The sequence below is a fragment of the Candidatus Binatia bacterium genome (genome assembly GCA_029243485.1).
Classification (GTDB): domain Bacteria; phylum Desulfobacterota; class Binatia; order UBA12015; family UBA12015; genus VGTG01.
On record JAQWRY010000032.1, the window covers coordinates 99,522 to 122,000 of the forward strand.

A 22,479-nucleotide genomic window follows, 5' to 3' on the forward strand; every position below is an offset into this window, starting at 1 on the left:
AGCCCGGTTCCTATGCGCCGGCGAGAAGCACCGCGATGAGTCCGGTCAGGAAGACGCCGTCGAATGTACCGGCTCCCCCGATCGACACGATCGGTGCTCCCAACGTCCGGATCCCCGGGAGGTTGAGAATGTCGGCGCCGAGTAGCGCGCCGAGCGTGCCTCCGGCGTACGCGGCGGCGGCAGGGGCCGTCGGGGCGAGAACCAAGGCCGCTCCGGCGGCGGCCAGCGGTGGAATGAACATGGGCATCGCAATGCCGACGCCCTTCACCGGAGTCGCAATGAGGTACGTTACTCCGGTCACGACGAGGAGGGAGAGTAGGACCGGGGCGGGATTCGCTTGCTGGGAGATGACCCAGAACGAGAGGAGCATCGGGACGATGGCTCCGCCCACGTTGATGGCGACCACGGTCGGTTTTGCGTCGGGGCCTTCGCCCTCCACGGGTGCCATGGTGAATAGCGGGAGGTTCAACATGCTCCCGATCCACGAGGCGAACAGCAGCCCGAAGAAGTACCGGTGCGGGACGCCGAGCTTGTCGTACGCGAAATCGAGCGCGCCGACCTCGAGAATGCCGAGGAGTCCCGCGGCGGCGAACATGAGACCGAGGCGCCCCGGTGTCAGCTCTATCTTGGCGGGGGCCTGCGCTGCGGGGCCGGCTGGGCCCGCGGGTTTCGCGGACTTCGTCACGTCGCGTCGCTCCCGGCCGGTCGCTCGCTTGCCAGGGTCGCCCGGTCGTCGTCGCTCAGAAGACCGGCGAGGCGGGAACCCTCACCCATGTGATGGAACCCACCTTCCTCGGCCCAATAGTCGTCGCCGGGTTCCGGGGTCTGGCCGGCGGGCTCCGGGCTGCCTGTGATCTCGGCTCCGAGGACCTGCTCGAGCAGGTTCGAGTCGTAGGTTCGGATGGCGCTTGCGCCGGCGATGAACGTGCAGACTTCCACGCAGATGTGGCATCCGACGCATTCGAAGTGGCGCACCTGAACCGGCTGGGAGTCTCGGCCTTCGACGGCTCCGTCGGGCAGGGTCTCGATGCATTGGGCCGGACAGAGCGGAGCGCAGAGGCCGCAAGCCGAGCAGGCGTTTACGTCGACCAACGCGACGACGTCGGGCTTTTGCTGCTTGGGCGTGACGGGCTCGGGAACCCCAGCTTCGGCGAGCCGCTGACGAATCACCTCGATTGCGGACATGAGCGGGTCTTCTCCCATCCCGCCGGGGTCCACGCAAGAACGGGAGCAGGATGGACCCCGATCAGGGTCGCCGCGTCACCCTCTTGAACTTGAGTTCCACGGCGTCCAGGCCGCCAAGCACGTCTTCGCTCACGACACCCTTGCCTTCGACGGTGGTGCCGTTGGGTACGGGGAGGTCCTCGCAGACGAACTGGCGGGGGGCTCGGATCCGCGTGTCGGGCAGGATGCGGACCGACACGACCGCGCCCTGTCGCGCCACCTGCAGGATCCCCTCGTCACAGTCGGCGGCGATCACGAGCCCGCGAATCGGGAGCTCGAAATCAGGGGCCTGACGTCCGCCCACGATGACCACCTGCCCGCGAATCACGCCGGGGGCCCGCAGGTTGAGGGTGCCGCCACCGGTCACACGGTCGCCCAGAGTGAGATCTTCGCACGCGAGCGGGCGGTCTTGCGGGGTCCGGATGACGGCGTCGGCCGGCAGGCGGATGCGCACCAGGTGCTTGCCGTCGTGGATGGCGATCCCACCGGCATCACAGTCGATCACGATGATGTTGCCGCGCAACGCGACCTGACGCTCGAGCTGCGGAGGCGAGTCGTCGGGCCCAATGACGATTCGGAGCGCAGTCACGCCACGCCCACCGAGATCGTCGAGGAGTCCCTCGACTGCGATGTCGTCTCGCTTACGGATGTCGTCGCAGGATGCAGCACTCCCGCCTCGCAGGAATTCCGTATCGTCGATTAACGTGACGTCGAGTCGATCGCCGTCGCGGTCTTCGACCCGAAGTTCTCCAGCGGCGCAGTTCACTTCGCGAACCCTTCCGGCACCAAGGATCTGGCGACCGGCTTCTGCGGTGACGCCGTCGGCGTCGAGTTCGATGTCGGAGAGGACGACGACGCCTCCGGTCGGGATGTCGAGTTCCTGTTCGGTTTCGAAGTCGGTCGTCTGGAAGCGCAGGGTGACCGCTCCGGAGAACTCGCCATCGATACTGAAGTTGCCGTCGGTATCGGTCGTCGTTGCGAGGTCCGGGAACTCGACGAGCGAGACGTCGATCCCGTCGACGCTTGCGAGTCCTTCCAGCTCCGGGGCTTCGCCCGTGGCGCTTGCAGAGCCCAGGTCTGCGGTGTTCTCGACCGCTTCGAAGTCCTCTACCGCGACCACATTGCCTACGACCGAGGCGCTGATGCCCGTTCCCACGGGTCCACCATCGGTTATTCCAATGCCCAAGCCGCCGCCGCAGCCCCACAGGAGAAGCGTTGCGACGAGCAGGACCGACTGCCGCGTAGGTAGAGAGAACCTCATCGTGACCTCGTGATGCGACCGGGCAGAGGCGGATCGCCTTCGAAGACCTTCTTCGAGTCTTCCTCGGTCTCTTCGTAGTAGTACACGCCCAGAACGACGCGGGATTGCTTGCCCCCGGGAGCATCCGGGGTGCGGTCGCGGTCGTTCGACGACAAGAGGACGTTGGATCGACGGATGAAGTCTTCGCCGGTGGCGCGTGAGGATTCGCGCAGAGCTTCGAGCGCGTCGGAGCCGATGTTGTCGTAGACGACCTTGCGTTGCAGCCAGGGCTTCTCTGGGTTCTCGACGTTGTGCACGATGGTCGAGAATAGTTCGCCCGGATCGGATGCGAGGAGCGTGAGCTTCCCTTCGAGATCGCCCGCGGGGACGTTCGCTTCCTGTTTCAGATGTACGACGCCTGCATCGTCGATGGCGGCGACGCCCGTGCGAATGAGTTCGTCGAGAACGGATCGGACGGGCAGATCGACGCCCCGTTCGCGGACGAGCCGAGAGAACGTCGCCGTCCGTTTTCGAGTGTCCTCGTAAGGCAGTGCGCGCGGGTGCCCCCGCGCGTCGGAGAACGGCGGCCCGCCGATCCACCGCCCGATGACGCGCGTAATGGCGGTGTCTTCTACTTCGACCGGAGCATCTGCTGTGCGCGGTCCGTGACGTAGTCGCGCGATCTCTTTCCGATTCAGCCCGGTCATGAGTGCGACGCGGCTGTCGGTCAGGCGCTTGTGGGGCAGCGCGAAGTCATGCTCGGCGGTTTCCACGTAGAGCTCGCGGATTATCTGGTCGAGCGCAGGGTAGGTGACGCCATACGCGACCAGCTGTCGAACGACCGGTCGCAGCATGCGGCGAATCGCCGCCGCAAACTGCTCCTTCAATCCTGTGGGAAGCATGAGATCTCGAGTTGGAGCAGTCTACCGTGTTTCGGCTCCGTTTGCCCGGCCCCGGCCGGCGTCGATGAGACACCGGGGGGATGGCCGCATCGTCCCGCCGGACGGGGGCCGGGTGGGTGGCCGAACGCGGTCCCGGACCCCATGTCGGGGACCGCGTCCTGCCGGAGCCGTCGCTGGGGGAACCGGGGGGGGAATCCCCAGCGACGAGTTTCTCGGACTTGCTTCCTGGTGCTCGGGGCGCTCATGATCGAGTTCGATGCCGGAGAACTTTTCGGCATAAATGGGAAATATTCCCAATTTCAGATCAACGCAACCCCATTTTTGGGGTTTCGTAGGTTCTCGTGCCCCCTGACGCCTCGAACGCGTAGCCGTTATGCTCGACTGGGTGCTCCTCTGGTTCTTCATCGCAGGCCTCCTGATCATGGGGGTCCGCAGGTTTTTCCTGGGGTATCCGGCGACCCCGGTCGGCGTTCAGACGCTCCCGGCGCGGGAGTATCAGACCGCTCGAGCCGCGGCGCTCGTGATCTATCCCGAGGGCGGGGCGATTTCGGCCTCGGCCGATTCGGCGCGGGTGGGTCTTCACGCGGACCGTTTCGTGGGCGCGCAGGCGACCTCGAACCAGATCCTGATGCACCTGCTATTCATCGCGGTCGAGCACGCGACGCTCGTGTTCCCGAGTCACGGGCCCCGCGGTCGGCGGCGCTTCTCGTCGCTCGATCCCGATCAGCAGCTCGCCTACCTCGAAGGTTGGCGGCAGAGCCAGCTCGCCCCGCGTCGGCTCGTCTTCATGAGCCTTCGTGCCATCCTCACGATGGGCTACTTCGCAGACCCTGGCGTTCTGCGGTCTCTGGGGCTGGCGCCGCGCGAAATCGAGCGGCGCGTCGTCGAGGCCGATCTATTGTGGCCGGCAGTGGGCGAGCACCCGGCGTCCATTGGATTCAGGCAAGCCGACGTGAACGGTCGAGGTGATCTGCCACCGCTTGGTCCGGCTGAGCCACTGCATCCGGATTACCGATGAGCGCGGGCGTTCGGGTTTTCGCCGAGTACCATCGCGACTTCGAGGAGGTCTGCGACGTCGTGGTCGTGGGTTCCGGCCCGGGCGGGTCGGTCGTCGCGCGAGAGCTCGCCGCGGCCGGGAAGGACGTGATTCTGCTCGAAGAGGGCCCGCCGTTCACGCCGGAGGACTTCGAGCTCGACGGTGCGCTGTCGATGGCGCGAACGATGCGCGAAGGTGGGCTGCGCACCACGGGAGGCACGATCCTCGCGACGATGCAGGCCAATGCACTCGGCGGCGGGTCGCTCGTCAACTCCGCGATTTGTGTGCGTGCGCCGGAGTTCACGCTCGACGGGTGGTGCAACGAGTTCGAACTGAAGAATACGACCCGCGCGGATCTCGATCCGCACTATCAGGCCGTCGAGGAATTCCTGGGGGTCGCGCCGACGCCGGATGAAGTGCAGGGCGCTCGCAATCTTCTCTTCCGCGACGCATGCAATGAACTCGGCTACTCGAGCGAACCGATCGCCCGCAACGTTCAAGGGTGTCGAGGCAGCGGGGAGTGCTTTACCGGCTGCCGCACGCGGGCCAAGCAGTCGACCGACATCTCTTACGTTCCCGCGGCGATCCGCGATGGCGCGCGCGTGTTCACGTCCCTCCAGGTGGACCGGCTTCTCACGCGGGGCAGCCGCGTGTGGGGCGTGGCCGGTCGGGTCGTGCGGCCGTTCTCCAGTGAGCTGACGCACCAGTTCCGGATCCAAGCGAAGGTGGTCGTTCTCGCGGCCGGCTGTATGGCAACGCCGGTTCTTCTTCAGCGCAGCGACGACTTCGCAAACGGATCCGGCCAGGTCGGTGAGAACCTGCAGTTCCACCCCGGTGTCGCAGCGATGGGCGTTTTTCCCCAGGAGACGAACCCGTACTTCGGTGCGACACAGGGTTACCAATCGCTTCAGTTCGTTCGGGACGGCTACAAGCTCGAGACGTTGTGGGCGCCTCCAGGTGTCTTCGCGGTGCGGTTGCCGGGCCTGGGCTTCGAGCTCAAGAAGAACCTCGCGATGATCCCGTACGCGGCCATCTGGGATGCGATCGCGACGTGCAATCGATCGAAGGGGACCGTCCGTGCTCGACGGAGGGGCCTCGACCCGGCCCTGACGTGGCGACTCGATCCGAAGGACCTCACGATTCTCGCCGAGGCACTATGGCGTCTTGCGGAGTTGTTCTTCGCAGCCGGCGCGACGCGCGTACTACCCGGTGTCCACGGACTCCCCGAAGAACTCCGGTCCCTCGACGAGGCGCGCCGGATTCGAACGCGTGAGTTCCGCGAGACCGACTTCACAATGGCCGGGAATCACGTCTTCAGTACGACGCGCATGCACGGCGATGGTCGGATGGGCGTGGTCGATGAGGATGGCCGGTGTCACGAAACCGACAACCTCTACCTCGCCGACACGGGGATTCTGCCGCGAAGCCCGTCGGTGAATCCGATGCTGACGCTCATGGCGCTCGCTCACCGCACCGGGCAGCGCATCGCTGCGCGCGTCTGAGCGAAGCGTCCTACTCGGTCCGCAGGGCTTCGACTGGGTCGAGTCGCGCGGCGCGGCGCGCGGGGAGCACTCCAGCGAGAAGGCCGATCGTGGTCGAGACGAACATCGCGATCACTACGACGAAGAATGGGGTATGCACGGGCAGCATTGGAATCATCAGATGCAGCAGTTGCCCGCCGCCGATGCCGAGGGCGAGGCCCGCGGCGCCGCCGATTCCCGCGAGGACAGCGGCCTCGCCTAGGAAGAGCGCGAGGACCTGGCGATGCCGCGCACCCAACGCGCGCAGCAGGCCGATCTCCGACGTCCGCTCGCGTACGGCGATGGTCATGATCGTGAAGATTCCAACGGCGCCGACGAGGAGCGAGATGCCACCGAGTGCAGCGACCGCGAACGTCATGGCTCCGAGGATTCGGCCCATGACCTCGATCATCTGCTCCTGCGTCGTGACGGTGTAGTCCTCCTGTCCGTGGCGCCCGGTGAGTCGGCGCTTCACTGCGGCGACCAGCGCATCGACGTCGGTACCGTCGGAGTACGTCAGGTCGATCTCCATCAGTCCTTGCTCGTTGAACATCGCGAGGGAGCGGGAGGCGGGAATGTAGATCGCGTCGTCGAGATCGAACCCGATCGTGTCGCCCTTCGACCCGAGGACGCCGATGATCCGGTACTTTTCGCCCGATATTCGAACGCGCTCGCCGAGTGCGCCGCCGTTGGGGAAGAGGTCGTCGTGCACTTTCCGTCCGAGGACGGCGAGGGCGCGGGGTGCATGCGGGTCGTCGGGTGGGAGGAAGCGTCCGATTACGGGGTTGATCCCGAAGACCTCGGGAAGCTCGGTTCCGACGCCGAGCACCATCGAGCGGCGTCGGCGTCGGCCCGCCTCGACCTCGGCGTTGCCCATGTGGAAGGGGACGGAACCCTGGACGCGGGGGAGGGTCTTCAACACCAACGCGTCCTCGACCGTGAGAGGCTTGGTCGACGCGGAGGCGAACATCGGCGGCCCACCGTTGGTCGTCGTCTTCCCTGGGTTGATTCCGAGGATGTTCGTTCCGAACTGGTTGAACTGCCCGATGATGAAGACGTTGATGCCTACGCCGATCGACGTGAGGAGGACCACGGCGGCGATGCCGACGGCGATCCCTAATGCTGTCAGACCGGATCGCAACGGGTGAGACCGAATTGAGCCGGTGATCATGCGCAGGAAGTCGAGCGGTCTCATCATGGGGCTCTCATGCTCCTAATGATGCGACAAGGCCGCGACCGGGTCGAGGTCGGCGGCACGGCGGGCCGGAATCACGCCGAACGCGAGTCCGACGACAAGCGCGGTCGTGAGCGCCGCGACGATGGCCCAGATCGGCCAAGTGAGTGGCAGGACCGGGTAGAAGTGGAGGATGGCGAGTCGCCCGAGCACCCCGATGACGAGCCCCATGAAGGCGCCGGCCAGCGAGAGCGTGGTGGCCTCGACCAGAAAAAGCCGGAGGATCTCGTCGCGCGGCGCGCCGAGCGCCTTCAAGAGCCCGATCTCCGACGTTCGCTGGCTCACCGACACGAGCATGACGTTCATGATGAGGATGCCGGCCACGAGCAGGCTGATTCCGGCGATACCGCCGACGGTATAGGTCAGCGCGACGAGGATTCGGTCGAACGTCGCGAGAAGCGCGTCCTGCGTGACGATGGTGACGTCCTCCTCCCCCTGGTGTCGGTCCTTCAGAATGCGTCGGATCTCTTCGCTGGCCCGGTCCATCATCTCGTGGCTTCGTGCGTTGGCCATGATGCGGTTCAGCGACGGCCGGTTGAGCAGGGTGAGGGCACCCGCCACCGGCATCACGACGACGTCCTCCACATCTAGGCCGATCGAGCGGCCTTTGTTTGCGAGGATCCCAGTGACGCGGCACCGACGATCGCCCACTTTCAGCCACTCGCCGAGGGCTCGTCGTGGACCGAACAACTCCTTTCGTACCTTCGCGCCGATGACGCAGACGCCGGAGTCTCGTTCGGGATCGCCTTCCGGAAGGAATCGTCCCTGCGACAACGTCCAATGTCGGATACGGCGCAGCGCCGCAGTCGCGCCGAGAAGAGACACCGCACGCTCGCGGCCACCCCACGAGACGTTCGCCTGGCCCATCACCATCGGCGCGACGTCTCCGAGTAGAGGGCTTTTCGCGACGGCGGTCGCGTCGGCGATCGTGAGATCGCGCGGCGTGTCTCCGGCGAACATCGAAGGGCCGACACCACTCGTCTCGGTGCGGCCCGGGGCTACCATGATGAGGTGCGTTCCGAGGCTCGCGAATTCGTCGGAGACGTAGCTTCGCGCGGATTCGCCCAGCGACGTCAGGACCACGACGGAGGCGACTCCGATCGACATGGCGAGCAGCATGAGGCTGCTGCGTGCGGGGTGGCGCACGAGTACCCGCACGGCCATCGCTGGAAAGTCGCTGAACTTCACGCGCTGCCGCCGGTGCTGTCTTCCTGGATCTGCCCGTCGATCATGTGGATCTGCCGCCTCGCCCGACCACCCATCTCTGGGTCGTGCGTGACCACGACCAGGGTGAGTCCCTGTCTCGTGTGGAGATCCTCGATGAGGTGGATGACCTCGTTCCCGGAGCTACGATCGAGGTTCCCGGTGGGTTCGTCGGCGAGGAGGACGGACGGCGCGGAGACCATCGCCCGCGCGATCGCGACGCGCTGCCGTTGGCCGCCGGAGAGCTGGTCGGGCCGGTGGTCGCTGCGGTCGGACAGACCGAGCGATGCCAGGCTCTTCGAAACCCGTTCGTGCCGCTCGGCGGGGTCGATGCCCGAGAGCACGAGGGGAAGCTCCGCGTTCTCCGCGGCGGTGAGATAAGGCACGAGGTGGAAGAACTGGAACACGAAGCCGATCTTGTTCCGGCGGACCTCGGCCTGCGCGGCGTCGTTGAGACCGGTCACGCTGCGGCCGTCGAGCTCGTACGTGCCCGTCGTCGGGTGGTCGAGAAGCCCGAGGATGTGCATCAGCGTGGACTTACCCGAACCGGACGGGCCCATGAGGGAGATGTACTCTCCCTCGTCGATGTCGAGGTCCACCTTTCGCAGGGCGCGCACTACCTGGTCGCCGACCTCGAAGTCGCGCTCGATCTGATGCAGCTTGATCATTCGGCCGCGGTCGCTGCTTCCTCGGGCGTGACCTCGGCTCCGTTCACAAGGCCGTTCCGGTCGACGGTCAGCACGATCTGATCGCCGTCGGAGAGGCCCGAGAGAACTTCGGTGAACTCCCAGTTCTCGAGCCCGGCTTCGATGGTTCGCTCCTCGAGCGTGCCGTCTTTGTAGAGGAGGACGCGGTGGCCTTCCATCAACGCTTCGGTGGGAACGCGAGTCACGCTCTCGCGCGCTTCTAGGATCACCTCGACGTCCGCGCTGTATCCGACCAGCAGCGCTCCCGCTTCGTCGATGTTGTCGAACCCGACCTCGACGTCGACGGTGCGTGCCTGCTTCTCGAGATCGAGCACGTAGGGGGCAACGCGGCGCACGATGGCCGGGTACTCCTCGCCCGGGAACGCGTCGAGCGTGATCAGCGCGGGGAGCCCTTCGCGAACCGCCCCGGCATCGACCTCGTCGATGGGAGCGCGGACGTACAGACAGCTTGTGTCGATCAGGTCGACTGTGGGGAGGGTGGCGACACCGACAGGAGAGGGTGTGACGACCTCTCCGACCTCTCCGTTGATCTCCGCAACGATGCCGTCGAACGGCGCGCGCAGGATCGTTCGTTCCATCGCGGCGCGGGCGGCATCGAGCCGGGCTTCGCTGACGAGCGCCGAAGTCTTGGCCGCGTTGCACCCGGCGGCGCGGGCTTTGGCTTCGCCGACGGCCTTGTCGGTGGTCTCGACCGCGGCGACGCCCTGGGCTTGAAGCCGGACGACCCGCTGCGCCTCGTTCTCGGCGATTTCGGCAATCGTGCAGGCCTCGACCCCGCGGGACTGGGCGGCGAGGATCTCCCGCTCGGCGAGGGCTACCTGGGCTCGGGCGTCGTCGTTCCAGAGTTCGAGTAGGACCTGGTCCTTCTCGACCCGATCCCCCTCGTCGACCGGCAGTCGGGCGATCTGGCCTCCCATGGAGGTGGACATGCGGGCTCGGTGGCAGGCCTCGATCGTGCCGGCCCGGGTATTGGCTACGGTGGCGGTCACCCGACCCGTTTCGACGGACGTCAAAACGACGGGAATGGGGTCGGGGCGGCTCAGAAACCATACCCCGAGCGTGGCGATCAGGGCCACAGCGAGGGTGATCCAGACAACAGGGCGGTTCATCCCGCCTAGTATGCCTTTTGCCTGGCTGCGGTGCGAAGGCAAGCCGGGATTAATCGGTTAGACGGTCGCCTTGGCTCACAGGCCGCGTATGATGGGGGCCAGTGCCCGGGGGACCACCAAAATGTACCGAAAATGGCGAACAGAAGGCAAAAATAGAGCTGACGCTTGCGGACCCGCCGGGCCTGTTGCGCCAAGCGCGAAAAGCAGTGGTTCTGGTCATCGGGGGCACCATCGTCCTGATCGGAATGGCGATGGTCGTCCTACCGGGGCCGGCTTTCATCGTCATTCCCGCTGGAATCGCCCTCCTGGCGACCGAGTTCGCCTGGGCCCGCCGGCTGCTGCGGAAGGTGAAGGCCCGAATCCGGCTCGCAGCGCGGAAGGCGCGGGGTTCCGAGGCCTCCTCGTCCCACTTTTGAAGGATGTGGTGGCGCAGTGGGTCGTCGCTTCGGGCTCGCGGTGTTAGGTTTAAGGACCGCAGCGAGAGTGGCGGAATTGGCAGACGCACTAGACTTAGGATCTAGCGGGCAACCGTGGGGGTTCGAGTCCCCCCTCTCGCACTATTTGCACTATCAACCGCCATCGCTTGTGAGAACCTGGGGGCTCGGCTAGGCCTGGAAGGCCTCTCTACGGCGTGTGTTGGCGGGTTTTTGTGGAGTATTGATGAAGGTCGAAGTCGAGGAGATCAGTTCCACCGAGCGCAAACTCGAGGTGGAAATCCCAGCGGAACGCGTCCATGACGAGTTCGAGCGCGCGTTCCAGGACGTGGCGCGCCACGCGAAGATCAAGGGTTTTCGCCAGGGCCGAGTGCCCCGCGCGGTGCTCGAACGGTACTTTGCAGACGATGTTCGCAGCCAGGTCACGACGAGTCTGGTGCAAGAGGGCTTCAGTTCTGCGCTCGAGGAGTCAAAGCTGCAGATCGTGTCGCAGCCGGAACTCGACATTGGCCAGCTCAACGAGAAGGAGGCACTTCGCTTCTCGGCGAGGGTCGAGATCCGCCCGGACCTCGGTTCGGTCGAGACCGACGGGCTCGTCGGAGAGAAGCCGACCGTTGCTGTCGGCGACGACAATGTCGAAAGCGTGATCACCCAGCTGCGCGACCGCTTTGCCGAGTTGGTCCCGGTCGAAGACCGCACCGACCTCGCGCGTGGAGACTTCGCTGGGGTGAAGCTTGAGGCGACGCTCGAGGGCGAGCCGGTGGATGGACTTCAGCATGAGTCAGCCACCATTGAGATCGCCGGTGGGAAGCTGCCGACCGAGGTCGACGAGCGGCTCGCCTTGGCGAAGGTGGGCGAGACCTTCACGGTCCAGGCGCCTCCGCCGGAGGGCGCACCCGAGGAGTTGAAGGACAAGACCCTCGAGTACACCGTCACTGTGAACTCGATCTCGGAACGGGTCCTTCCTGAAGTCGACGACGATTTCGCGAAGGATCACGGCGACTGCGAGACGCTCGACGAGCTGCGCAACAAGATCCGCACTCAGCTCGAGGAAGACGCAATGCGTCGCTCCGACGCGCACCTAAGAGAGTCCGTTCTGAATGATCTCTTGAAGAAGAACACCGTCGATTTGCCGCCGTCGCTAGTTGCACGGCGGATCGACGTACTGCTGGATGAGTTCAAGTACGAGCTTGCCGGACGCGGTCTGCAGCTGACCAACTCCGAGTATGAAGAGGAGGCGCGCGGGAAGCTCAAAGAGCGCGCCGAACGCGAAGTTGCCTCCGACCTTTTGTTGGAGGGCCTCGCGGAGCAGGATGAAGTTGAGGTGAGTGACGAGGAGTTGGCCGATCAGATAGGCCAGATCCTCGCCTCGGGGGGCAAGAACTCAGACCAGCTGCGAGAGCACTATCAGCACGGCCACGCACGTGACGCGGTGCGTTCGCAAATGAAGAGGGCTCGGACCCTAGAGCGACTGGTGAGTATTGCCGATGTCAAAGACGTAGACATGAGTACGAAGAATTAGCGTTGCTCGTGGTTTTCATTACGTCTAGAATTAACAGCGTGAAACCGGCACTGGGCTGGGGGGAATCGAGGCGATGCAGAACCTGATTCCGATGGTCGTCGAACAAACCGGACGTGGTGAACGCGCGTACGATATTTTCTCGCGTTTGCTGAAGGACCGGATCGTGATTCTGGGTTCCCAGATCAGCGACGACGTCGCCAACGTGATTATAGCGCAGATGCTGTTCTTGGAGTCGGAAGACCCCGAGAAGGACATCCATCTGTATATCAATTCGCCGGGCGGATCGGTCTCGGCGGGGCTCGCGATCTACGACACGATGCAGTATATCCGGCCGCCGGTTTCGACCCTCTGCCTCGGGCAGGCGTCGAGCATGGGCGCCCTGTTGTTGTTGGCTGGGGAGAAGGACAAGCGGTTCGCACTGCCGTACGCCCGGATCATGATTCACCAACCTTTGGGTGGTGCTCAGGGCCAGGCGACCGATATTGATATCCAGGCGCGCGAAATTCTGCGCGCGCGCGAGCAGATCAACAACATCATAGCGAACCACACGGGGCAGAGCTTGAAGCGAATCGAGAAAGATACGGATCGCGACTTCTTCATGACCAGTAAGCAGGCCGTGGAGTACGGGATCGTCGACGAAGTCATCGTCGCGCGTTCGAGCAAGAAGGCCTAGGAGGCTTCATGGCCAAGCACGGTGATGATCGGTCCGGTAACCTCGTCTGCTCTTTCTGCGGAAAGAGCCAGGATGAGGTTCGCAAGCTGATCGCGGGACCGACCGTCTACATCTGCGATGAGTGCATTGACCTCTGCAATGACATCATCGCGGAGGAGTGTGATCAGGAAGAGGGTGTCGCTTCCGGTTCCGCCGTTCCGAAGCCGGCTGAGATCAAGAAGGTTCTCGACCAGTACGTGATCGGCCAGGAGCATGCGAAGCGGATTCTCTCCGTAGCGGTGCACAACCATTACAAGCGGATAGACTCCCAGTTGGTCACGGGGGACGTCGAGCTTCAGAAGTCGAACATTCTTCTGATCGGACCTACGGGCTCCGGTAAGACGCTGCTGGCCCAGACGCTGGCGCGTTTCCTCCAGGTGCCGTTCGCGATTGCCGATGCGACGTCCCTCACGGAAGCGGGCTACGTTGGAGAAGATGTCGAGAACATCATCCTCTCGCTTCTTCAGAACGCCGACTACGACGTCGAGAAGTGCCAGCGCGGAATCGTGTACATTGATGAGATCGACAAGGTCGCCCGCAAGGGAGACAACCCGTCGATCACGCGCGATGTCTCCGGTGAAGGTGTTCAGCAGGCATTGCTGAAAATCATCGAAGGCACTACGGCTTCCGTTCCGCCGAAAGGCGGACGCAAGCACCCGCAGCAGGAGTTCCTCCAGGTCGATACGACCAACATCCTGTTCATCTGCGGGGGCGCATTCGTGGGACTCGAGGACTTGATTCGTCGTCGAGTCGGCTTGAAGCAGGTTGGGTTCGGCGCGGAGCTGCGCGGCAAGGACGATCGCAGCTCGAACGAAATTCTGCACGACACGCAGACCGCAGATCTACTGAAGTTTGGCCTCATTCCCGAGTTCGTCGGCCGTCTGCCGATGATCGCGACTTTGGCCGAGCTCGACGAGGGCGCCCTGGTTCGGATTCTGAATGAGCCGAAGAACGCTCTCACGAAACAGTATTCGAAGCTGTTCGAGATGGAGAACGTCCATCTCAAGTTCACCGACGGCGCTCTGTCGGCAATCGCTCAGGAGGCCCTGAAGCGCAAATCCGGCGCTCGTGGCCTCCGTGCGATCATGGAGAACGTGATGCTCGACATCATGTACGACATTCCGTCGGAGCCGGACATTAAGGAAGTGCTCATCTCCGAAGAAGTCATTACGAATCGGGAGCACCCGATCGTTCTGTACCAGAAGACTGCCGAGACGGCCTGAGGGACTGAATGCTCTTCCGAAACGACAAGGACAAGAAAGAACCCGGCGGCGACGATCCCCAGGGCGGCCTGCGCGTACCGCTGCTGCCGCTGCGGGACATCATCGTTTTCCCCCACATGGTGGTACCTCTCTTCGTTGGCCGGCAGAAGTCGATCCGTGCTCTCGAAGAGGCCATGAGCAAGCAGAAGTTCATTCTGCTCGCCGCTCAGAAGGACGCCAAGACGAACGACCCCGGCGAGTCCGACATCTACGAAGTCGGCACGCTCGGTAGCGTCGTCCAGTTGCTACGATTGCCGGACGGCACCGTGAAAGTCCTGGTCGAAGGCAAGAAGCGCGCGAAGATAGTGCGCTACGTCGCCAACCCAGAGTACTTCCTCGTCGACGTCGAGGAGATCGAAGAGGTCTGTGAAGGCACGACGGAAGTCGAGGCGCTGGTCCGAAGCGTGAACTCGACGTTCGAGCACTACGTCAAGCTGAACAAGAAGATTCCGCCCGAGACCATCATGTCCGTGGCGTCGATCACCGAGCCGGCCCGAATGGCCGACACGATCGTCGCGCATCTCGGCGTGAAGCTCGAGGACAAGGAAGCCCTGCTCGAGACCACCGATCCGGCCGAACGGCTGGAGAAGGTGCTCGGCTACATGCGCTCCGAGATCGAGATCCTCGAAGTGGAGAAGCGCATCCGTACTCGCGTCAAGAAGCAGATGGAGAAGACGCAGAAAGAGTACTACCTCAACGAGCAGATGCGGGCGATCCAGAAGGAGCTCGGCGAGAAGGACGAGTTCAAGAACGAGATTCAGGAACTCGACGAGAAGATCAAAGCCAAGAAGATGTCCGCCGAGGGGCAGGAGAAGTCCATCAAGGAGCTGAAGAAGCTCAAGATGATGTCTCCGATGTCCGCCGAAGCGACCGTCGTCCGCAACTACATCGATTGGATGATCTCGCTCCCCTGGGGCGAGTATACGGATGACAAGCTCGACATCGACGAGGCGGAGAAAATCCTCGACGAAGACCACTACGGTCTCGAGAAGGTCAAGAGCCGCATCATCGAGTACCTGGCCGTCCAGCAGTTGGTCGGACAGCTGAAGGGGCCGATCATCTGCCTCGTCGGACCGCCCGGCGTTGGTAAGACCTCACTCGGTAAGTCGATCGCGCGTTCGACCGGTCGCAAGTTCGTCCGAATTTCCCTTGGCGGCGTGCGCGACGAGGCCGAGATCCGCGGGCACCGCCGTACGTACATCGGCGCGCTCCCGGGTAAGGTCGTTCAGTCGATGAAGAAGGCGGGCGCGGGGAATCCGGTCTTCCTGTTGGACGAAGTCGACAAGATTTCGACTGATTTCCGCGGGGATCCGTCCTCGGCTCTGCTCGAAGTTCTCGATCCCGAGCAGAACACGGCGTTCAACGATCACTACCTCGACGTGGATTACGACCTCTCCAAGGTCATGTTCATCACCACGGCGAACAATCTCGAGGGGATCCCGCGGCCGCTTCAGGACCGTATGGAGATCATCCGGATTGCCGGATACACGGAGCTCGAAAAGCTCAACATCGCAAAGAAGTACCTGGTCCCGAAGGTCCGCGAGAACAACGGCCTGAAGGAAGATCAGATCGAATTCTCCGACAACTCGCTCCTCGGCCTCGTGCGCCACTACACAAAGGAGGCGGGTGTCCGCAGTCTCGAGCGTGAGATCTCGGCGGTCTGCCGAAAGGTCGCGGTCCAGATCATCAAGGGTGGCGAGGAAGTCGGCAAGGTTCTCGTCAACTCGAAGAGTCTCGAAAAGTACCTCGGCCCGGAGAAGTTCCGTTACGGGCTGGCGGGCGAAGAGGCCAAGGTCGGTGTCACAACCGGCCTCGCCTGGACCGACATGGGCGGTGAGCTGCTGAAGACCGAGGTCTCGGTAGTTCCCGGTAAGGGCAAGCTCACCATCACCGGTCGTCTCGGTGAGGTGATGCAGGAGTCCGCTCAGGCTGCGATGAGTTACGTGCGTTCACGCGCGGACGATCTCGGTCTGACCAAGGACTTCTACCAGTCGATCGATGTCCACATTCACGTTCCCGACGGGGCAACCCCCAAGGACGGCCCCTCGGCCGGCGTGACATTGGCTACGTCTCTGGTGTCGGCTCTGACCCGCATCCCGGTCCGCTCGGACCTGGCCATGACCGGTGAGGTGACCCTGCGGGGTAACGTCCTCCCGATCGGTGGGCTCAAAGAGAAGGTGCTGGCCGCCCATCGGGGTGGGATCAAGCACATCCTAATTCCCTCGGAGAACGAGAAGGACATCGGCGAGATCCCCGAGTCGATTCTGAAAGACCTCACTATCGAGACGGTGGAGCATGTCGACGAAGTGCTCCGGAAGGCCCTGGTCCTGGAGGATCCGGACAACTTCCTGAAAAAGCAGCCGCAAATCGCGGCCCCGATCGCCGAGTCGGACACCCCAACCGACGTCGTCACGCACTAGGGTCAGCCGACCGGCCGGACCTTCGGGTCCGGCCGGTCCCGGCACCTGCTGCATCAGATTACCGGCGGTTCTCTTGCAGTCCTCCGAATAGCCCTGTATTTTACGCACCTATTCTAGGTTGAGGGGGTGAGGTGAAATGACGAAGGCGGACTTGATCGAGGCAGTGGCGGGAAAGATGGACCTTCCCAAGGCCACGGCGGAACGAACCGTGAACCTGATCTTCGACGACATTACGTCGGCGTTGAAAGGTGCGGACAAGGTCAACATCTCGGGTTTCGGTACGTTTACGGTCTCCGACCGTAAGGCGCGCCAGGGTCGCAACCCGAAGACGGGTGAGACCATTGAGATTCAGGCGTCCCGATCGGCAAAGTTCAAGCCCGGCAAGGGTTTGAAGGACGCGTTGAACTAGTTCGGGTGTGTACCGCGCGGGTCGCTCTGCGACCCGCGCTTCCACTTGGCCGAGCCCTCGTGGCTCGGTAAAGACTCCGCGCAGGCGGGGTGCGCGCTCCGTCCGCGCAGCGGCTCCGAGGGGCGGTTAGCTCAGTGGGAGAGCGTCGCCCTTACAAGGCGAGGGTCACTGGTTCGATCCCAGTACCGCCCATGTTCGCAAAGTGGAGGCGTCGCTTCGGCGATGGAGTTGCCTGCCGGCTCTCGCCGCACGGCGCCCTGCCATGGCGCCCCAGTATCAGAACTTTCTGTGTTGTCTGCCCATCTGGGCAGAGGGTACAGTCAGCGAACACGGTAGTTGCACGTCTGATCCCTCCCCGACCTGAGCCTTCGCTGCCGTAGAATTGAGAGTCGAGGCCGGTTTCCAGGAGTCGGTGTACCGTCAATCGGGGCCGGTTTTGTTCGGGACCAGCAATGAGGGAACAGCTGCACGACCCACAAAAAAAAATCGTTCTGAGCGTAGCTGCGGCTGCGCTTCTTTGTCTCGCGCCGGTGGCGTATGGTCAATTTCCGGCGGTGTCCACGCGGGTCACCGTCAACCCCACAGGTGGGTCGTCGGGCGGGAACTCGCGAACGCCGTCGGTCTCGGAGGACGGTCGCTTCATTGCGTATGCAAGCGAGGCGACGAATCTGGTGCCCGGCGACACGAACCAGAACCGTGACGTCTTCCTTCGCGACGACGTGACCGGTGTGACGGAGCGCGTGAGCCTGAGTTGGAAGGGCCAGGAGGGGCGCGGGGACAGCGAGTGCCCCTCGATATCGGCAGACGGGCGCTACGTCGCGTTCCGGAGCTGGGCGTGGAACCTCTACGCAGGGGGTGCGAACCTCGGAACGACGCGCTGGGATGTCTACGTGCGCGACCGCCAGCTGGGTACGACGACCCGACTGACTGTCGGTCACGACGGAAGCGAGCCGGACGGTTTCAGCCAGTGCCCCTCGATATCGGCAGACGGCCGGCGGGTGGTCTTCTCTAGTTCGGCTTTGAATCTCGTGCCCGACAACCCGGGCCCCAACTACGACGGCAATCCCGACGTCTATCTGTGGGACGCCATCGATGGGATCTCACTTTTGACGCTGTCGGTGGATGGTGACGAGAGCCGCGCGTACGGTACGTCGCCATCGATTTCGGGCGACGGCAACGTCGTCGCGTTCGAGAGCGGCTCGCGGGCTCTCATCGAGTTCCCGCCGCCGACCGGCAACCTCGCGCAGATCTACGTTCTCGATCTCAGTACTGGGGAGATGACGCACGAGAGCCGGTCGGATGCCGGGCAGCATGCGAACCGTCGCTGTCGGGCGCCCAGGCTATCGTTCGACGGTCGCTATGTTGCCTTCCGGACTTCCGCCGTGACGCTCGTGGCGCCACTTCCGGGGGCCCAGCGCGCCATCAGCCTCTACCTGCGCGACCGCGTGGAGGGGACGACAGTCCTCGCCAGCCCGGCGCGCGACGGCCTGGAGTGCGGTCCGTTGGATGCGCGGTTCCCGTGCCGGATGGACTCGGTCACCAGTCACAGCCTCTCGAGCGACGGACGTTATGCGGCCTTCGCAACGCGCGGCACGAACCTGTTGCCGGGCTCCGACCACAAGGGAGACCAGGTCTACATCTTCGATCAGGTCACGGGGCGTCTGCGCCGCACCGGCATCGATGACTCCGGAACGATGGGGAACGGGTGCAGCGTTGAGCCCGCGTTGTCCGGGAATGGAGAGGTCGTCGCCTATCGGACGAACTCGTCCAACCTCGCGGCGGGTATCGTGAAGAGCCGACGCGACGTCGTTCAATCGAACTGGCAGTGTCTCGAGAACGGAAACTGCCGCGTCCCGTCGTCGTGCCCGCCGACGCCCCAGGTATGTGCGCCGGCATCGCGCGCCCGGCTGGTCCTGCTCAAGAGCCCTCCGGGGGGCCAGCGGGAGGACAAGTTCATGTTCCGTTGGCAGGCCGACCCCCTCGCCGAGAACTTCCCCGACCCGACAGCGGACGCGGCGTATCAGTTCTGCCTGTACGCGGGCGAAACGCCTGTCGTGGAATTCGACTTGGCGCTTCCGACCGATAGCTGGCGGGCGCGCTCGAGGGAGTTCCGAATCCGGAATGGTGGCTCGGGGCTCTCGGTGGTCACGCTGCGTAATGGAGACGCGCGGTCTCGGGTCACTCTGAAAGGGAAGGGCGCTCTTCTCGACGCTCCGTACCTGCCGGTCGTCGCTCCGCAGGGACTCACGGTGCAGTTGATCGACGCAGACAGCGGGCGCTGTTTCGGCGCCGACTTCCCGGCGTCGTCGATCACGCGGAACCATCCGGGTGATCCGTCGAGTCAGCTTGGTCGCGTCGGACGACTCGCCGCGAAATTCCCGTAGCGGGAATCAGCGGTTGGGCTTCGCTGCGTCGCCGGGCTTGAAACCGAGCGTCGCCGGCGCCGTCGTCGTGTTGTTGGCGATATCGACCGGACCGAGGACGTAGCGCGATTCGTCGTCCGAGAAGGCGACGAACGCGTCGGCGCCGGGCGTGAGGCTCATGTTGCCGGTGATCCCGACGAGGCCGATGAGGGGCGTTTCGCCTCCTGCGTATATCGGATTTCGCGGCGATCCCCGGCCCAGATCGACGCTGGCCGGGCCGGCTTGGCGGCGGATGAACTCGTTGGCGACGATGTTGATCCCTTCGCACCGGACGGGGGCACAGGGGTCGTCCTCCCCTCCGTCACAGACGGCGGCGCCCCCGTCGCTCTCGCGGCAAGGCCGGTTCGTGGCCTTGCAACGCATTCCGATCGGCGTCGCGGCGATCAGATAGACGTCGTCGCGGTCTGTGTGGAGATTGTTCGAGGAGATCAGCGAGTGCTCCGTGCAGGCGTAGTTGCCGAAGTTGGTCCGACGCGGATCGCCGATCCAGATCGCGGCGCCCAGCCTCTCGTCGGTCGCGTCGGCTTCGCGTGGCGACGGGATCCAGTTGATCGTGTTGCCTATGACGTGCCAGCCGGTGAGCGCGACGACCCCATTGTGGGTGGACACCAGCTCGTTGCCCACCACGCGCTTGTTGATCGAGCCCGGGCCCGCGTTCGTCGCGTCGTCCGCTCCGCCTCCGCGCGGGACGATTCCCCACTCGAGGCCCCCGATCGTGTTCGAGCTGATGGTGCCCGTTCTGCCTATGGTCGCGATTCCCGTGCCGCTGCCCGGGGGTGTGCCGGTGACCGGGCGAATCACGTTGGCGGTGACCAGGCCCGCCGCCACCACCCCGATCCCGGCGTTCCCACCAAGAAGAACCGTGTTGCCGCGGACGGGCGCGATACCGGTGCGGATTCCGATACCGCCTTGGGCGCTCATCCGAACGAAGTTGTCGTCGACCGAGCTCGTCGAAGTGTTGACGTCGATCACGGTGATGCCGATCGCGTCCATTGCCGCCCGGCTGGAGAACACGATTGTGTTGCGCGAAACGAACGTAGCGGCGTTCAGGGGCCTGGCGTCGATTCCGATGGCGCACTCTCGCACCGTGTTGTCGCTGGTGGTGCCACTGCTGACGCGGATGCCAGTGATCGCGGCTTCGGCGTCTTTGGGGCAGACGATGCGGTTGTCGTGCGTTCGGGCGGCGGGACCCTCGGTCGCCCCGAGGATTCGGATCACGCTGAACTCGGCGTCGGGGAGGTTTCGGATCTCGTTGTTGAGGATGTTCGCTCCCCGCTGGTGCCAACAGGAGTTCAGGTGTTCGCAGAAGCCGCTGTCGCCCGGGCAGTCCGCCGCGCCGGTACATCGCTGTCCGTCGGTGCCTCCGGCCCGGCAACGCCCGGTGGCCCCGCCGGCGACCAGGCATCGGCCCTCCGGGCACTCCGCCGGCTCCACGCAGGGCGCGCCCGTCTGGGCGCGCCCGTCTGGGCGCCCCCGTCGCAGGAGCCCTTCGCGACCGAGCAGAGGTCGTCCGTCGCGATTGCCGGGACGGCTGTCCGGCCCGCCAGGTCGAATGGGCAGTCTTCGATCGTCACTCCCTGCGCGCCGGCGATCAGGATTCCGGCCTCGTCGAAGGCGCCCTGGAGGACGATTTCGCCGTCGGGCGCGCACCGAACGGTGGCCCGGTCGCTCCGGATCACGAGATCGCTCCCGAGACGGCACCGGCGGCCGGCTGGGACCACAATCTCCCCGGTCTTCTCCAGCATGGCCTCGAAGGCGGGGTGGTCGTCGGCCTTCCCGTCGCACCGAGCCCCGAAATCGAGGATGGTCGGGGCGACGGCCTCGGCCGTCGGGGGCGCGGCGCACGCCCATACGACCGCCGCCAGAATCAGGTTTCGGGCGGCCCGAATCGGGCCTCGAGGGTGCACCCAGGGTCGCGTCGGCATGAGGCTCGACCCTGTCACAAAGGCGCTGGGCTCACCAGGCGGCAGGCATCGGGTTGGCGACCCGTCGCCGCCGGAGTGGGCGAGGGCTGGAAAGCCATGGTATACGAGGCCTTTCGGGAACTTCGCGCCCCGCCTTGCCGCTTTGGAATGCGATTGCTAGATCCTCGAAACCCTGCGGGGTCGTAGCTCAGTTGGTTAGAGTGCCGGCCTGTCACGCCGGAGGTCGCGAGTTCAAGTCTCGTCGGCCCCGTATTATTTTCCCGCGGCAACAAGATCCGAACAGAGTAGGCAAAATGGCGACTAAGGTGACCACCTTCCCCTCCCACGAGGAGGGGCTGAAACAGCGACGCTGGGTCGTCCTCGATGGCGAGGGACGCACTCTTGGCCGTATGGCGACACAGGTGGCGGATCTCCTTCGGGGGAAGACGAAGCCCATCTATTCGCCGCACGTCGATTGCGGAGACTTCGTGATCATCGTGAACGCCAGCAAGATTCGGCTGACGGGAAACAAGGCCACCGACAAGCTCTACTACCGGCACTCCGAGCGCCCGGGCGGTCTTCGCTCGACGCCGGCCGGTGAGCTTCTGGATGCGCGTCCGGATCGGATCGTCCGAGAGGCAGTCAAGGGTATGCTTCCGCGCAATAGACTGTCGCGGCGGCTCATCACCAAGCTCAAGGTCTACCCGGGCGCCGAGCACCCTCATGGTGCTCAGATGGCCGAACCGATCGCGGCCGTGGAATAGAGTGGATCTTGATGGCAGAGCAAACACAGAAGTTTAGCGCGACCGGCAAGCGGAAATCTGCGATCGCGCAGGTCCGCGTCTCGCACGGTGCGGGGCAAATCGTGGTCAACCGCCGCGCGCTGGAGGACTACTTCGGTCGTCCCACGTCGCGGATGATCGTGAACCAGCCGTTTGAGGTCACCGAGACCTTGGGCCGGTGGGACGTGTCGGTCAACGTGAAGGGCGGAGGAGTTTCCGCTCAAGCGCAGGCCGTGCGACACGGTATCTCGCGGGCGATGCTTCTCGTCGACCCGAACTACCGCCCGACGCTCAAAAAGGCCGGCTTCATCACCCGTGACTCCCGCGAGGTCGAGTCAAAGAAGTACGGTCACCACAAAGCCCGCAAGCGTCCGCAGTACAGCAAGCGCTAGAGGCTTTTGGTTGGGGAGCCTCTCCAGGCTCCAACCCTGACACC

General features: G+C 64.3%; 21 protein-coding genes and 3 tRNA genes. 14 read left to right on the top strand and 10 right to left on the bottom strand.

Translation table 11 applies throughout. The features are described from left to right. Positions 1 to 10 precede the first annotated feature (10 nt). The 4 genes from P8R42_10870 to P8R42_10885 form a co-directional block, all read right to left on the bottom strand. Complete coding sequence (locus P8R42_10870) at positions 11 to 685, bottom strand: DUF1614 domain-containing protein (GenBank protein ID MDG2305140.1); 675 nt, start codon at positions 683 to 685, stop codon at positions 11 to 13. Next, complete coding sequence (locus tag P8R42_10875; protein ID MDG2305141.1) at positions 682 to 1,185, bottom strand: 4Fe-4S dicluster domain-containing protein; 504 nt, start codon at positions 1,183 to 1,185, stop codon at positions 682 to 684. Before P8R42_10875 ends, P8R42_10870 begins: the two co-directional genes overlap by 4 nt. A 61-nt stretch (positions 1,186 to 1,246) precedes the next feature. Then, positions 1,247 to 2,485 carry a hypothetical protein gene (locus P8R42_10880; protein MDG2305142.1) on the bottom strand — a complete coding sequence of 413 codons (1,239 nt, stop codon included), beginning with the start codon at positions 2,483 to 2,485 and terminating at the stop codon, positions 1,247 to 1,249. Beyond that, positions 2,482 to 3,366, bottom strand: a complete 885-nt coding sequence (locus P8R42_10885) for a DUF6502 family protein (GenBank protein ID MDG2305143.1) — start codon at positions 3,364 to 3,366, stop codon at positions 2,482 to 2,484. The genes P8R42_10880 and P8R42_10885 overlap by 4 nt, the downstream gene beginning before the upstream one ends. 373 nt (positions 3,367 to 3,739) lie before the next feature. On the opposite strand from P8R42_10885, the gene P8R42_10890 reads away from it, so the two are divergent. After that, positions 3,740 to 4,384, top strand: a complete 645-nt coding sequence (locus tag P8R42_10890) for a hypothetical protein (GenBank protein ID MDG2305144.1) — start codon at positions 3,740 to 3,742, stop codon at positions 4,382 to 4,384. Beyond that, on the top strand, positions 4,381 to 5,904 hold the full coding sequence (locus P8R42_10895; protein MDG2305145.1) for a GMC family oxidoreductase: 1,524 nt from the start codon (positions 4,381 to 4,383) through the stop codon (positions 5,902 to 5,904). Before P8R42_10890 ends, P8R42_10895 begins: the two co-directional genes overlap by 4 nt. Positions 5,905 to 5,914: 10 nt before the next feature. Here P8R42_10895 and P8R42_10900 read toward each other — a convergent pair whose 3' ends face one another. From P8R42_10900 to P8R42_10915, 4 genes are read right to left on the bottom strand one after another with little or no spacing between them, the layout of a single operon-like run. Beyond that, complete coding sequence (locus tag P8R42_10900) at positions 5,915 to 7,117, bottom strand: ABC transporter permease (GenBank protein ID MDG2305146.1); 1,203 nt, start codon at positions 7,115 to 7,117, stop codon at positions 5,915 to 5,917. An 18-nt stretch (positions 7,118 to 7,135) separates the two neighbouring features. Next, positions 7,136 to 8,320, bottom strand: coding sequence for an ABC transporter permease (locus tag P8R42_10905; protein ID MDG2305147.1), 1,185 nt, complete (start codon positions 8,318 to 8,320; stop codon positions 7,136 to 7,138). A gap of 20 nt (positions 8,321 to 8,340) precedes the next feature. After that, complete coding sequence (locus P8R42_10910) at positions 8,341 to 9,027, bottom strand: ABC transporter ATP-binding protein (GenBank protein MDG2305148.1); 687 nt, start codon at positions 9,025 to 9,027, stop codon at positions 8,341 to 8,343. Further along, the gene (locus tag P8R42_10915) at positions 9,024 to 10,175 is read right to left on the bottom strand and encodes an efflux RND transporter periplasmic adaptor subunit (protein ID MDG2305149.1); all 1,152 of its coding nucleotides are present in this window, start codon (positions 10,173 to 10,175) and stop codon (positions 9,024 to 9,026) included. Before P8R42_10915 ends, P8R42_10910 begins: the two co-directional genes overlap by 4 nt. Before the next feature lie 206 nt (positions 10,176 to 10,381). On the opposite strand from P8R42_10915, the gene P8R42_10920 reads away from it, so the two are divergent. The 9 genes from P8R42_10920 to P8R42_10960 all read left to right on the top strand — a co-directional run bounded on the left by P8R42_10920 (position 10,382) and on the right by P8R42_10960 (position 19,318). Next, a complete protein-coding gene (locus P8R42_10920) occupies positions 10,382 to 10,591 on the top strand; it encodes a PGPGW domain-containing protein (GenBank protein ID MDG2305150.1) in 210 nt (69 codons plus the stop codon). A gap of 61 nt (positions 10,592 to 10,652) precedes the next feature. After that, positions 10,653 to 10,732, top strand: a tRNA-Leu gene (locus P8R42_10925). Between the two features lie 103 nt (positions 10,733 to 10,835). Then, the gene (gene tig / locus P8R42_10930; protein MDG2305151.1) at positions 10,836 to 12,131 is read left to right on the top strand and encodes a trigger factor; all 1,296 of its coding nucleotides are present in this window, start codon (positions 10,836 to 10,838) and stop codon (positions 12,129 to 12,131) included. A gap of 73 nt (positions 12,132 to 12,204) precedes the next feature. After that, on the top strand, positions 12,205 to 12,804 hold the full coding sequence (gene clpP, locus P8R42_10935) for an ATP-dependent Clp endopeptidase proteolytic subunit ClpP (protein MDG2305152.1): 600 nt from the start codon (positions 12,205 to 12,207) through the stop codon (positions 12,802 to 12,804). 8 nt (positions 12,805 to 12,812) lie between these two features. Continuing rightward, entirely contained in the window at positions 12,813 to 14,066 is a 1,254-nt protein-coding gene (gene clpX, locus P8R42_10940; GenBank protein MDG2305153.1) for an ATP-dependent Clp protease ATP-binding subunit ClpX, read from the top strand. A gap of 8 nt (positions 14,067 to 14,074) precedes the next feature. Beyond that, entirely contained in the window at positions 14,075 to 16,525 is a 2,451-nt protein-coding gene (gene lon, locus P8R42_10945; GenBank protein ID MDG2305154.1) for an endopeptidase La, read from the top strand. 136 nt (positions 16,526 to 16,661) lie between these two features. After that, complete coding sequence (locus P8R42_10950; GenBank protein ID MDG2305155.1) at positions 16,662 to 16,934, top strand: HU family DNA-binding protein; 273 nt, start codon at positions 16,662 to 16,664, stop codon at positions 16,932 to 16,934. Between the two features lie 120 nt (positions 16,935 to 17,054). Further along, positions 17,055 to 17,126 (top strand) — tRNA-Val (locus P8R42_10955). Between the two features lie 260 nt (positions 17,127 to 17,386). Further along, positions 17,387 to 19,318 carry a hypothetical protein gene (locus tag P8R42_10960; GenBank protein MDG2305156.1) on the top strand — a complete coding sequence of 644 codons (1,932 nt, stop codon included), beginning with the start codon at positions 17,387 to 17,389 and terminating at the stop codon, positions 19,316 to 19,318. Positions 19,319 to 19,324: 6 nt separating this feature from the next. Here P8R42_10960 and P8R42_10965 read toward each other — a convergent pair whose 3' ends face one another. Together P8R42_10965 and P8R42_10970 are read right to left on the bottom strand one after the other, a co-directional pair. Further along, positions 19,325 to 20,575 (bottom strand): hypothetical protein, encoded by a 1,251-nt coding sequence (locus P8R42_10965; protein ID MDG2305157.1) that lies wholly within the window; start codon positions 20,573 to 20,575, stop codon positions 19,325 to 19,327. A gap of 74 nt (positions 20,576 to 20,649) precedes the next feature. After that, entirely contained in the window at positions 20,650 to 21,282 is a 633-nt protein-coding gene (locus P8R42_10970) for a hypothetical protein (GenBank protein MDG2305158.1), read from the bottom strand. Between the two features lie 176 nt (positions 21,283 to 21,458). On the opposite strand from P8R42_10970, the gene P8R42_10975 reads away from it, so the two are divergent. The 3 genes from P8R42_10975 (at position 21,459) to rpsI (ending at position 22,435) form a co-directional block, all read left to right on the top strand. After that, a tRNA-Asp gene (locus tag P8R42_10975) sits at positions 21,459 to 21,532 on the top strand. A gap of 43 nt (positions 21,533 to 21,575) precedes the next feature. Then, entirely contained in the window at positions 21,576 to 22,025 is a 450-nt protein-coding gene (gene rplM / locus P8R42_10980; GenBank protein ID MDG2305159.1) for a 50S ribosomal protein L13, read from the top strand. An 11-nt stretch (positions 22,026 to 22,036) separates the two neighbouring features. Further along, a complete protein-coding gene (gene rpsI / locus P8R42_10985) occupies positions 22,037 to 22,435 on the top strand; it encodes a 30S ribosomal protein S9 (GenBank protein MDG2305160.1) in 399 nt (132 codons plus the stop codon). The last annotated feature ends 44 nt before the right edge of the window (positions 22,436 to 22,479 follow it).

Coding starts and splice junctions, on each gene's coding strand:
- clpX (MDG2305153.1), top strand. CDS start 12,813: ATGGCCAAGCACGGTGATGATCGGTCCGGTAACCTCGTCTGCTCTTTC.
- rpsI (MDG2305160.1), top strand. CDS start 22,037: ATGGCAGAGCAAACACAGAAGTTTAGCGCGACCGGCAAGCGGAAATCT.
- P8R42_10960 (MDG2305156.1), top strand. CDS start 17,387: ATGAGGGAACAGCTGCACGACCCACAAAAAAAAATCGTTCTGAGCGTA.
- lon (MDG2305154.1), top strand. CDS start 14,075: ATGCTCTTCCGAAACGACAAGGACAAGAAAGAACCCGGCGGCGACGAT.
- P8R42_10915 (MDG2305149.1), bottom strand. CDS start 10,175: ATGAACCGCCCTGTTGTCTGGATCACCCTCGCTGTGGCCCTGATCGCC.
- rplM (MDG2305159.1), top strand. CDS start 21,576: ATGGCGACTAAGGTGACCACCTTCCCCTCCCACGAGGAGGGGCTGAAA.
- P8R42_10895 (MDG2305145.1), top strand. CDS start 4,381: ATGAGCGCGGGCGTTCGGGTTTTCGCCGAGTACCATCGCGACTTCGAG.
- tig (MDG2305151.1), top strand. CDS start 10,836: ATGAAGGTCGAAGTCGAGGAGATCAGTTCCACCGAGCGCAAACTCGAG.
- P8R42_10905 (MDG2305147.1), bottom strand. CDS start 8,320: ATGGCCGTGCGGGTACTCGTGCGCCACCCCGCACGCAGCAGCCTCATG.
- clpP (MDG2305152.1), top strand. CDS start 12,205: ATGCAGAACCTGATTCCGATGGTCGTCGAACAAACCGGACGTGGTGAA.
- P8R42_10900 (MDG2305146.1), bottom strand. CDS start 7,117: ATGAGACCGCTCGACTTCCTGCGCATGATCACCGGCTCAATTCGGTCT.
- P8R42_10950 (MDG2305155.1), top strand. CDS start 16,662: ATGACGAAGGCGGACTTGATCGAGGCAGTGGCGGGAAAGATGGACCTT.
- P8R42_10910 (MDG2305148.1), bottom strand. CDS start 9,027: ATGATCAAGCTGCATCAGATCGAGCGCGACTTCGAGGTCGGCGACCAG.
- P8R42_10970 (MDG2305158.1), bottom strand. CDS start 21,282: ATGCCGACGCGACCCTGGGTGCACCCTCGAGGCCCGATTCGGGCCGCC.
- P8R42_10875 (MDG2305141.1), bottom strand. CDS start 1,185: ATGTCCGCAATCGAGGTGATTCGTCAGCGGCTCGCCGAAGCTGGGGTT.
- P8R42_10890 (MDG2305144.1), top strand. CDS start 3,740: ATGCTCGACTGGGTGCTCCTCTGGTTCTTCATCGCAGGCCTCCTGATC.
- P8R42_10880 (MDG2305142.1), bottom strand. CDS start 2,485: ATGAGGTTCTCTCTACCTACGCGGCAGTCGGTCCTGCTCGTCGCAACG.
- P8R42_10885 (MDG2305143.1), bottom strand. CDS start 3,366: ATGCTTCCCACAGGATTGAAGGAGCAGTTTGCGGCGGCGATTCGCCGC.